The organism is Mycoplasma testudineum (assembly GCF_002245785.1).
Taxonomy (GTDB): Bacteria; Bacillota_I; Bacilli_A; order Mycoplasmatales; family Metamycoplasmataceae; genus Mycoplasmopsis_B; species Mycoplasmopsis_B testudinea.
Window position 1 is genome coordinate 100,189 of the sequence record NZ_NNCE01000003.1, and the last position, 11,675, is coordinate 111,863.

Annotated in this window: 9 protein-coding genes; all 9 read right to left on the bottom strand. The window is 28.4% G+C overall.

The window, feature by feature from the left end; genetic code table 4:
• Positions 1-9: 9 nt before the first annotated feature.
• The 9 genes from CG473_RS02015 to rplK all read right to left on the bottom strand — a co-directional run bounded on the left by CG473_RS02015 (position 10) and on the right by rplK (position 11,613).
• Positions 10-1,515 carry an APC family permease gene (locus tag CG473_RS02015; RefSeq protein ID WP_094254644.1) on the bottom strand — a complete coding sequence of 502 codons (1,506 nt, stop codon included), beginning with the start codon at positions 1,513-1,515 and terminating at the stop codon, positions 10-12.
• 66 nt (positions 1,516-1,581) lie between these two features.
• Positions 1,582-2,433 carry a DegV family protein gene (locus CG473_RS02020; RefSeq protein WP_166623187.1) on the bottom strand — a complete coding sequence of 284 codons (852 nt, stop codon included), beginning with the start codon at positions 2,431-2,433 and terminating at the stop codon, positions 1,582-1,584.
• Positions 2,434-2,492: 59 nt separating this feature from the next.
• Positions 2,493-4,061, bottom strand: coding sequence for an MHO_4530 family protein (locus CG473_RS02025; protein WP_094254646.1), 1,569 nt, complete (start codon positions 4,059-4,061; stop codon positions 2,493-2,495).
• Positions 4,062-4,063: 2 nt separating this feature from the next.
• On the bottom strand, positions 4,064-6,250 hold the full coding sequence (locus CG473_RS02030) for an ATP-dependent helicase (protein WP_094254647.1): 2,187 nt from the start codon (positions 6,248-6,250) through the stop codon (positions 4,064-4,066).
• A 1-nt stretch (position 6,251) separates the two neighbouring features.
• Complete coding sequence (locus tag CG473_RS02035) at positions 6,252-6,875, bottom strand: RDD family protein (RefSeq protein WP_094254648.1); 624 nt, start codon at positions 6,873-6,875, stop codon at positions 6,252-6,254.
• The gene (gene asnS, locus CG473_RS02040; RefSeq protein WP_094254649.1) at positions 6,876-8,228 is read right to left on the bottom strand and encodes an asparagine--tRNA ligase; all 1,353 of its coding nucleotides are present in this window, start codon (positions 8,226-8,228) and stop codon (positions 6,876-6,878) included.
• 88 nt (positions 8,229-8,316) lie between these two features.
• Positions 8,317-10,254 carry an ATP-dependent helicase gene (locus CG473_RS02045; protein WP_094254650.1) on the bottom strand — a complete coding sequence of 646 codons (1,938 nt, stop codon included), beginning with the start codon at positions 10,252-10,254 and terminating at the stop codon, positions 8,317-8,319.
• A gap of 81 nt (positions 10,255-10,335) precedes the next feature.
• A complete protein-coding gene (gene rplA, locus CG473_RS02050) occupies positions 10,336-11,025 on the bottom strand; it encodes a 50S ribosomal protein L1 (RefSeq protein ID WP_094254651.1) in 690 nt (229 codons plus the stop codon).
• 3 nt (positions 11,026-11,028) lie between these two features.
• Positions 11,029-11,613, bottom strand: coding sequence for a 50S ribosomal protein L11 (gene rplK / locus CG473_RS02055; protein ID WP_094254652.1), 585 nt, complete (start codon positions 11,611-11,613; stop codon positions 11,029-11,031).
• Positions 11,614-11,675 lie beyond the last annotated feature (62 nt).

Below are 11,675 nucleotides of genomic sequence, written 5' to 3' on the forward strand. Positions count from 1 at the left end.
ATTTTCTCCTTAAGAAGCTTTTGCCTCTACTTTAATTTTATCTAAATTAGTGCCTGGCTCGGACAATTTCAAATAATCCTTTGCAAAAACATTTTCTAAAAGAACAATAGTAAGTGGGAATACTAATGTAAAGACAAAGAACACAAATTTAATAATTGCATTTACTTGATCAGGTCCTGTCAATAAGAAAATGTTTACAAAAGATTCAACTGTGAAAAATCCACTTGCAGCAAAAATAAATATCACGCTTATTATTGCACTCACAATAAAGAATTTTTGCTTAACAACTTCAACTTTGCCAGTCCTCCGGTTTCTTAAAGCTCCCAGAATACTTATTGCTATTCAGAAGAAAATAACTAATGAACTAAATCCTGTGATCAAATCGGCAACATTATATAAGTTAGCTGCTTCTTGCCCGTAGTCACTTGCACCCGAGTTTGCAGTTAGTGCATATAAACCAATTGGTATTCATAAAACATAATAAGCTAATACTATTGTTATGAAAAATGAAAAGGCTGCTAAATTTTGATTTTTAAATTTGAATAATTTAGCAAATTTATGGAGCAAGAAAAACTCATTATCTTCTGCCACACTTTTATATACTCTCGGAATAGCCATAACTTGATTATTAATAAGCCCTAGAATTGACATTGAAATAAGAATATTGAAAAGCAATTTAACTCAATTAGGCGTATTAGTTAAACCGCTGATTTTCCCGTTTGTTGTCCCAAGAGCAAACCCGATTGTTAAAAATAAATATGTAACAGTTACAATAAGAATTCCAATAATCATCAACGGACCAATAGAATTCTTTTTCTTAATATTAGATCTTAATGATGTTGCAGTATAAAAACCATCATAAACAAATATTATTGAAGGTACAGCCGCAATTAAACCAAGTCATTTACTATAACCAGATAATCCAGAAGGATTAACAACAGCTGATAAAGCCTGTGAATCAGTTGTATTACCACTTGCAACAAATGCAAAGATAGGAGCTATTAAAAGCGGTATATATTTCAAAAATGTAAATACTCATGCTAAAGCTTTACCTATATTTAAACTAATATGAGTTAAAATTGCTAATCACAAAAATATTCCTAAAGCAATAATTGCTACTACTCAACCATTAAGTTGAAAATTACCAGCATCTTGTAATGTTTGAACTACAAATAAAGGTAGTGTCAAAAATTGGAGCGGGAAAGATATTATTAACATGTAGGACATTGTGTACCTACTGAAAAACCTGTTATTAAAATTCTTTATCCAAGCCAGAAAACCTCTATCATTTTTTGTTGAACTAGCTAATTCAATCAAAGCTAAACCGATAAAAATCATTCCGGCAGCTGAAATAATTCAAGCTGCAACTATGAATGCAATATCTCTTTGTGCATAACTAGCAACTGCTCCGTTTTTGAAAAATATTCCTGCTCCGATTGTTGAACCAACGATAATTATCAAAGCAGAAAGATAACCGATTTGAGCGGTTTTTTTGTTTTTTGCCATTTTTTTCATTATTTCATTTTATTATAAAAAAATGAAAAAAGTGCAAAATGCACTCGTTTTTCAATGATAAACGCACTATTTTTGGAATTTTGGAGTTATACAAATTCCAAAAGCAGTAGGACCTGTATGAGCCATAACAACTAATGAACCTCATAGTTCGCTTGTTAATTTCACATTCACTTCTGATAGTTTTTTATGTAAATGTGTTAATGGTTCACCCTCAAAGTAACGCATAACGTGGAAATCATAATTGTCTTTATTTTCTCAGCCGTTAATAAATTTTTCAATGTGTGAAAATAATTTTTTAACCATACCTTGACTTTTTAGCGAAAACCCTTTAAGTGCATTTTTTCCTGAAAATTCAATTACTGGTGAAATCTTCAACATTTTTAAAATTGGTTGAGGTATTTTTTGTAATCTACCACCTTTTGCTAAGTATTGGATTGATTCCAAACCTACAAATGTGGCGCTTCCTTCACTGTTCTTTCCTAATACTTTAATAATGTCTTCTATAGACATTCCTTTAGCATATTGCTCTTGCGCTCATTTAGCTGCTGCAATGATTGCTCCACAGCTGAATTTGTGATCAAGAACGTGAATATTATGATGGTCTTTTGCAGCTGTTGATACCGCATTGTATGTACCACTTAATGATTTAGGAATTGGAATCACCAAAACATCATTATATTTTAGAGAAAACTCTTTTAGTGTTGTTTGAATAACATCTAAGTTTGGCAAACTAGTAGCAATGTTTTTTGCTTCTTCAAAAGCTCTTCTAATACTTTCATCATGAACTTGAATGTTATCAATTTTCTTTTGTCCATCTAATTCATAAGATAATTTTAAAACCTTATATCCTAATTCTTTTTCTTGCTCATCTGTTATAGTTGAAAATGAGTCTAAAATAATACCTAATTTTTGTTCCATAGTTTTTAAATTATAACTAAAATGCATAATTAACTTATTTAATTTACCTAATTTAAGTGCTAATAATAATACTGAATACCAGCTTTTTTAATTATGTTTTCCTCTAAATTTTTAGGGACTTTTTCAATTATAGTTTTTATTTTTCTTTCTTGAGTTATTTGATTTAAATATGCTGTTTTTAAAAACATTTCTTCGTTTGTTATGTTTGCACCGATCTTTTCACCAACAAAAACAAAAGCGACATCATTTGTAGAAATAAAGTCAAAAAAATCTTCATGATATTTATTTATTTTGACACCGAATAATAATTTCAAATTTTGAGTTTTTAAATATTCGCTTATTTGAAAAAGTTGATTATTACTTGTCACTTTAACAAAATATGATATTTTTTGACTTACCAATTTTTGCGCATGTTCAATAAAATTTTTAAAACTTAATTCCACAAATAATTTGGTTTGAGAATCATAATTATTTTCTAAGGCTTCAATAAATTTTGCTTCTAGTTGATCAGCATATATTTCACTTAATAAAATATTAATTTTACTTGTGTCCATTTCTTCTAATACTTTTGGAGATGCAAGTTTATTAGAAATCGGATTGTGACTAGGAAATTGATAAATTTTTTTCAAATTCGTTCCAATTTTGTAAGTTTGCATAGCGCGATTTAAAATCTTAACTTGGTTTTTAAATGATTCATATCTTGAAATATTTATTGCATCTAATTCAAACCTATAAATTTTTCCTGAAACTTTAGATTCATATAATCCATATTCCATTCTCAGTTTTAAATTGGCAATATCATCTTCATATTTAACATCAGCCATTTCGACGATAGATAACAATTCTATAAACGAATTGTAAAATCAATTTGATTTCCCGTTTTGAATTTGGTTTAAAACTGTGTTGGTTTGCTTTTTGAGTTTTTGCTGATCATTGTTTTGTAACTCTACAAAAAGGATTGAATTGTCATAAAAAATATTTATTTTATTAGAAAATTCAGTTTCTAATCTTTTAACTAGAATTTCCAGTTTCTTTTCTTTACTTGGAACTATTTTCAAACCAATAAAATTTTTGAAGGCTGTTTTTTGTGTTAACAAATCACTAATAGTAATTCTGTTATTGGCAACCTTTTTTTCTATTTCACGATTTTTAGATCAGTATAAACTAGCCATCATTTTTTTATTTGAAATAGATTTAAATCTAATTCTTAATGTCGTAACTGGACTAAATGTTAGATTGTGTATTGCCTTAGATATTTTATGAGTTTGAGTTATTCCGTTTGTTTCTAAAAGCTGGGTTTTGTCTAAAACATTATTCTTAGCTTGTTGAATTATTTTTGAAATTTCAACTCTTTCTTTTTCGTTAAAAATATCGCTTTTAATAAATTCCTTTATTGAAACTCATGCCCCTTTTGAAAAATTTTCATTATGTTTCTTTTGCTCATAACTTCCATAATTAAAGGGCGTTAACATAACTTTACGAACTCTATCATTTTCCAAATCTAGTACTATATTTGTTACTCCAAAAATATTGTTTCGATATATTTTTTGGACTTCAATAATTGTAACTACTGCAAGAGTAATTAAAACTGCAATTACAAATCCGACAAAAACATAACTAAATTGCATCCTTACCTCGATGAAACTCTACGGATTGATTCGTGAGTCTTTTTAATGCTTTTAATGCCGTGTTTTTGAAACTTAATAAACAATTCTTCATTATTTATAATATCGATAACTTCACCTTCACCAAAACTTCTGTGGCTTACGTGATCACCTATAACTCATTCAATATTTTTAAGCGAACTTGATTCACCAGTTTTAGCTTCAATATTATCAATATCCATTACATGTTTGTTTAAATCGATATCCATTTCTGTAATAAATCTTGATGGTTTTTTATTTTCTTTTGTTCTTGGATCTACTCCACGAGAATCACTAATAAACAATCTCTTTTTAGCTCTTGTTACTGCAACATAAGCTAATCTTCTTTCTTCTTCAACTTTATCAATATCTTCTCTACCGTAGGCATCTCTTGTTTTTGAAAACGCTGGAAAAATTCCTTCAGATAAGCCCATCAAAAATACATTTTCATATTCAAGACCTTTTGAATTGTGAACTGTCATTAAAGATATGTAATTGTTACCTTTATTAATTTCTTCATTTTCACTAAATAAAGAAACGTATTCAAATCATTCTCTTAATGTTTTATTTGGGTTTTCAAATTGTCACTTATCAATTGCAATATAAAGCTCTTTGATATTTTCCATAGCTTCATCTTCATCTTGAACGTGTTTTTCTAAATGTTTGTAGTAATTAATTGAAATTAAAAAGTTATCTAGTAGATATGATATTTTTGCTTGACTACCCTCATTTTCAAAAACTTTTTTGAATTTAACAACTGATTTTAAAAAGTTTAGTAACTCTTTTTTTTCTTTAGGTGATTGCTTAATATTCTTGTGATTTTTCAGTAAATATTTATAGATTCCATTATTTTTATTTGGATCTTTTTCTTTAATGATGTGATTCAATAACTCAGGACTAATTCTTTGCGTAGGAACATTAATAATATTTGAAAATGCAATATCAGAACCATCTAATAAGACTTTTAAAAATCACATAATTTCTTTTATTTCAGGGATATCATAAAATTTAACTCCACCATAAATTATGTGATTGATGTTTTCTATTATTAATTGTTGTTCTAGTGCTCTAAGTAAAAAGTTTGAACGATATAAAATTGCAATATTTTTAAGTTGTATTTTTTGTTTTTTCAAGTGATTAATTTTTGAAATAATTCATCTTGCTTCAGCTTCTGCATTAAATCCATGATTGAATTCAATTGAATAACCATCTTCGTTTTCAGTAAAAAGATTTTTATCAAATCTCTTTTTATTAACTGAAATTAATTTATTGGCTACATGAAGTATTTTTGCAGTTGAACGGTAGTTTTGAATTAACATTATGGTTTTAACGTTTTCGAATACATTATCAAAATTTAAAAATAAATTGACATCTGCTCCAAGTCAAGAGTAAATTGTTTGATCTGGATCACCAACAACATTTACTTCTGAATATGTACTTAATAATTGCAAAATTGAATGTTGAATTATATTTATATCTTGAAATTCATCAACCAAAATGTGTTTGAATCTTTTGGCTCATTTTTTGGTTATTTCAGGGTATTGAGTTAGTAATCTGTGAGTTTGAATTAACAAATCTTCATGATCTAAATGATCAAATTTTCTCAATCTAGATGTGTAAAAACGAGTCATTTCATCAAGTTTTTTTAATTCTTCTTTAGGTATATGAATTCCGCTCAATAATTGGCTATCAAAAAAATCGTTTAACTTTGAATGAAGAATGTATCTACGGGCAAATTTGATTGTTATATCTTTTTCACTTATTCCAGCTTGAAGAAAAGCTATTTTAATATTTTCTTCAATATCTTTATCATTTAATAAAGTGAAATTTTTTGAAATATTAATTATTTCAGAATCTTCAGAAAGTATTTCAGCACAGAGTGTGTAAAAAGTATGAATTCTTAACCTTGAAGTTATATTACCAATATGTTCTCTAATTCTGTTTTTCATATCAACTGAAGCTTTATTGGTAAATGTTAAAGCTACAATTTGTTCTGGTTCAACTCTTTTATACTTAACTAAATAAGAAATTTTTCTGGTCAAAACTTTCGTTTTTCCAGTTCCCGCCCCCGCTATAATTCTAAGTGAATTTCCCTCACTTAAAACCGCAACTTTTTGTTGCGGATTTAAATCGGCAAGTAATGGGTTTAAATCTTCAATATTACTATTTGACATATTAATCCTTTCAGACAATCGATAATTTCTTAACTGGGATTGCAACCAATTTTCTTGTGTCGATTTTTATATATATTTTTTTTGTATAAACAAGATGTGTGCCAAAAAGTTTATCTTGCAAGCTATATTGATTTTTACTTAATAAAGTTACTAAAAGATTTATAGTGCTAACTAAAACTCAAGCCGTTGCAACAGCACCTGGAACTGAATAAGCCATACTAGTTCAAAAATCTAAAGTTACATTATTTACCAATTTGTTAATGGTTGTAACAGGTACTAAAATAACAAAAAGCAAAAATGCTAATACAACTAAACCGCTAAGAATTAAAGCCCGCTTTAAATAATCTGTGTAATAGATATTTCCATTATTTTTATTAATGTATTTCAGTTTAAATAGAAATAATGAAATTGTTCTATTGTTGAATATTAAAGGAAATAAATAAAAATAAATTAGTGGCGTAATTATTGCAAGAAACATGAAACTGTAATAATGGCCTGCACTGATTGTCGAATTATTCGAAGATATAATAAACGAGTAAGCAATGATTAAGGCAATGTTGATTATTGTGTCAATCAAAGAGACAAGCAATTTAATTCAAAATTTAGCTTCTTTATATTTTCACATTTACATTTTTAAATTGTTTGGAGTTCTTGGAAAAGGTAAAACGTCTCTTATATTTTCCATTCCAGTTATGTACATAATTAAGCGCTCTAAACCAAGACCAAATCCTGCACTTGCTTTATAACCATATTTTCTTAAATCAAGATATCATTGCAAGCTTTGCTCATCAATATTTAATTCCTTAACTCTATTAAGTAACTTATCATATCTTGATTCACGTTGTGAACCGCCAATCAATTCACCAATACCAGGAACTAATAAATCAAATGCTGCCACTGTTTCATTATCATCATTTTGATACATGTAAAAAGCTTTAAATGATTTTGGATAGTTGATAATACTAATTGGTCCTTGATAATAAACTTCTGCTAAATATCTTTCGTGTTCTGTTGCTAAATCAGTTCCAAATTTAATATCTTTATTTTCAAAATCAACATTAGCTTTTTTCAATATTTTAATTGCTTCGCGATATTCTAAAACTTTTAAATTGGTTACAAGAAGTTTTTTTAATCGGGTAAATAAATCAACATTGTTAACTTCTGATAAAAATTTAATTTCAGCTTCATTTCTTTTTAAAACTCTATCAACAACAAAACGGAGCATATCGTCAGCAAGTTTAATTAAGTCTGGTAATTCATAAAATGATACTTCAGGTTCTATCATTCAAAACTCAGCAGCATGCTTAGTTGTATGTGAATTTTCGGCTCTAAAAGTTGGAGCAAATGTATAAACTTTTTGCATCCCTAAAGCATATGCTTCTGCATGTAACTGTCCTGTAACTGATAAAAATGGATTTACATCTTTACCAAAAAACGGGTCACTAGATTGTTCATTTTTTATTGAAAATGTCTCACCTGCACCTTCTCCATCATTTGAAGTAATTATTGGTGAAGCAACTAAAGCAAAACCGCTGCTTTGAAAAAATTCATGAATTGCAAACGAAATTGTAGAACGAACTAATGTAGCTGCTCTTAAAGTCGAAGTCCTATGCCGAATATGCGGTATTGTCCTTAAAAACTCTAAACTTGTTTCTTTTTTTTGAATTGGAAAGTCATCATCTGCTTCAGCAACTAAAAGTAATGTTTCTACTTCTAGTTCTGCAATTTGTTTTTGATTTGGTGTATATGAAAGTTTTCCTCTAACTTCAATAGCGCTTCCAAGTTTGTATGAACTTATTTGTTCTAAATCTAATTGTGGTGATTTTTTAATTACTAGTTGTAAATTTTCCACAGTTGAGCCGTCATTCATTTCAATAAATCTGATGTTTTTGTTTCCTCTATTGTTAGTAATTCATCCTTTTAGATAAAAGGATTTTTGGTCATTATTTTTAGCTAAATATAAAATGTCTTTAATCATGATTAACCTCACTTGTTGTCCCAATAATTATAGCAAAAAAAATGCCCGGTGACGGGCACGTTTTGCTATAATAAACGTTTTATTTAATTTATAAATATCCTCCGCTTTCCAAATTCATTTCTTTAATAAACATAGATTTCTTTTTTGGTCTTTTGTTTGAAAACGATAATTCTGTATTATAAGAAATATATAAAGCCTTTTTAGCCCGAGTTGTTGCTACATAAGCCAAACGTCTTTCTTCGGCCATTTGTGGAGTATCAAAATTTTCAATTTTATCTTCAGTATATGAACGGAAGCTTGGAAAAATACCTTGATTAAATGTGACTAAAAAAACATGAGAAAATTCAAGCCCTTTTGCTGAATGCACTGTCATAAGCGAAATTTTTTGAGTTTCAACTTTTTCATCTGAATCAGTATTTAAAGCTGTTTCAGTTAAATATTGGATCAAATCATCTACTTTTGAAATACCTTCTTTATAGATATTGTCTAAACCTTCAAAAAAAGTTCTAATGTTTTCAATTGCTTCTGAACTATATACTTTGGATTCTTTTATAAAATGGTAATAATCAATTGCTACTAAAAAATTATTTAAAATAAGGCTTCATGTTTCCACATTATTAAAAAACTTTTCTCGCGCTTGTTTAATCGTATTTCTTAAACTTTCAATTTTTTCTTGCAAGCTTCCAGATACTGGTAAATCACTTAAATGATTGTCGATTGCTTCTTGTAAACTAATTCGCTTTTCTTGAGCGAATTTGTTGATTTTTTCTAAGGTAATATCCCCAATTCCACGGTTAGGAATGTTGATCATGCTATTTCATAAAAAGTCACTCGGATTTAAAATTAAATTTAAGAAACTAATTACTTCTTTAATTTCCTTACGAGCATAGAACTGAATCCCGCTGTAAACAGAATATGGAATTTGCAAGAATCTCAAATTATCTTCAAACGGTTTTGATACATAGTGTGCTCTATATAAAATAACAATTTCTTGAGCAGCTACGCCGGATCGAAGTAAATATTTTATTTCTCTAGCTACATATCTTGCTTCTTCATAAGAATCTTTAAATTTGCGTAATTCAACATCGCTGCCTTCTTCGTTTTCTGTATATAAAGATTTTTCAATTCTGTAACTGTTTTTTTTAATTAGTGAATTGGCATGAAAAAGAATAGTTTTTGTTGAACGATAATTTTGTTTCAAAATAACAATTTTAGCATTTGGAAAATCATTTTCAAAGTTCATGATAATATCAAGTTTTGCACCTCTTCATGTGTAAATGGTTTGGTCAGGATCACCAACAATTACTAATTGAGATTTCTTAGATAATAGTTTTACAATTTCGTATTGAACGTTATCAGTATCTTGAAATTCATCAACTAAAATTAATTTAAATTTATTAGATCATCTATCTTCTATTTCTTCATAATTTTTTAAAATAGAATAAGTTAAAAACAAAAGATCATCAAAATCAATTAAATTGTTTTTTCTAGTTTCATTTTGATATTGATCAAATATAAATTCAAATGTTTCTACTTTTAAATTTGGTGTTAATTTCATCGCCTTATTAAAATAAAAGTTTTGCTTCTTTTGATTTATATATTCTTTGATTTTAAAGAAAGTATATTTCTCAGAATCAATGTCATTTTGTTTTAGGATCTTGTTTAAAATTGATTTTGAATCAGATTCATCTGCAATTTGAAAATTTTTACTTAAACCTAATGTTTCAATTTCTCTTCTTAAAAAATAAGTTGCAAAGCTATGAAAAGTTTTAAGAGTTAATCCTTCGCTTGCCTGTCCAAGTTCTGAATCAATTCTTTCTTTCATTTCTCTAGCAGCTTTATTTGTAAAAGTTAAACCTAAAATGTTTCACGGTTTAGTATTTAGTTTATCAATGTGATACATGATTTTGGTAGTAAGAGTTTTAGTTTTACCACTTCCTGCACCGGCAATTATTTTTAATGGACCATCAATATATGTAACAGCTTCATATTGATCTTTATTTAAAGGTAATAAGTAATTATTCATATTCTTATCTTAAATTAAAGTAGCTTAATTAAGAAATAAAAAAACACTTTCAATTAAGAAAGTGAATTAATAATATGTTGATTAATCAATAATTATTTTAACTGATGGACCCATAGATGCAGAAACTGTCAAGTTTTTCATGTATGTTCCTTTTACAACTGAAGGCTTTAATTTTTTAACTATGTCAATAACTACTTTTGCATTTTCAGCTAAAGATTCATCTGACATTGATTTTTTACCAATTAAAGTATGAACAATTCCATATTTATCAGCTCTATAGTTTGCTTTACCTTTTTTAAGTTCGGCAACTGTTTTTTCAGGAGTAGGAGTAACTGTTCCTAAACGTGGGTTTGGCATTAATCCTTTTGGTCCTAATTGTTTTCCATATTTACCTAAAACAGGCATCATTTTTGGATCAGCTACTATTACGTCAAAATCAAATTTATCTTCTTTAACAATAGCTTCAAATTTTAATTTGTCAACAACATAATCAGCTCCTGCTTCTTGTGAAGCTTTTGCTAATTCAGGAGTTTCTGTAATTACTAAAACTCTAACATTTTTTCCAGTTCCATGTGGTAGTAAAATAGATCCTCTTAATTGTTGATCACTTTTACGTGTGTCTAAATTTAATTTAATTGCAATGTCAATTGATGCATCGAATTTTGTATATGAAGTTTCTTTAGCTAATTTAATAGCTTCTAATAATGTATAAGCTTTAGTTGGGTCAACTAGTTTTCTTGCAGCTTGTAATTTTTTTCCAATTTTAGCCATAAACTATTCTCCCTCTTTTTCATTAACTGTAACAACTTCAATTTCTTTATCTTTAGATTCAACTAAATTGTGTTGAGCTGCTTCTAATTCATCATGCATTTTTTCTGCACGAGCAATAGCTTTACGCTCAGCAGCTGCTGCGGCATTAGCTGCTGCTATGTCATCTCATCCTTCGATTAAAATTCCCATGTTTTTTGCTGTACCAGCAATTGTTGCCATAGCTGATTGTAAACTTCTTGTGTTTAAATCAACCATTTTGTATTTAGCAATTTCTTCTAATTGTTCCAATTTAATTGTTCCAATAATTTGTGCTTTTGAATTTGCTGAACCTGATTTTAATTTTGCTGCTTGTAATAATTTAAATGAAGCAGGTGCAGTAAATATTTTAAAATCAAATGATTTATCTGCATAAACAGTGATAGCTACAGGAACTGGTTCGTTACCTCTATCTCTTGTTTGATCATTAAATGCCTTTGTAAATTCAGGCATTTTAATTCCAACTCCAGCAAGTGCTGGACCTGGTTTTGCTTGCCCAGCTATAAACTGAAGCTTAGCAACTTTAACAACTTTCTTTTTAGGTGCTGCCATTTTCATATCCTTTCGATAATGTGTGGTTCTAGTGTTAAACTCTGGGTTTAACTCCCACTAGT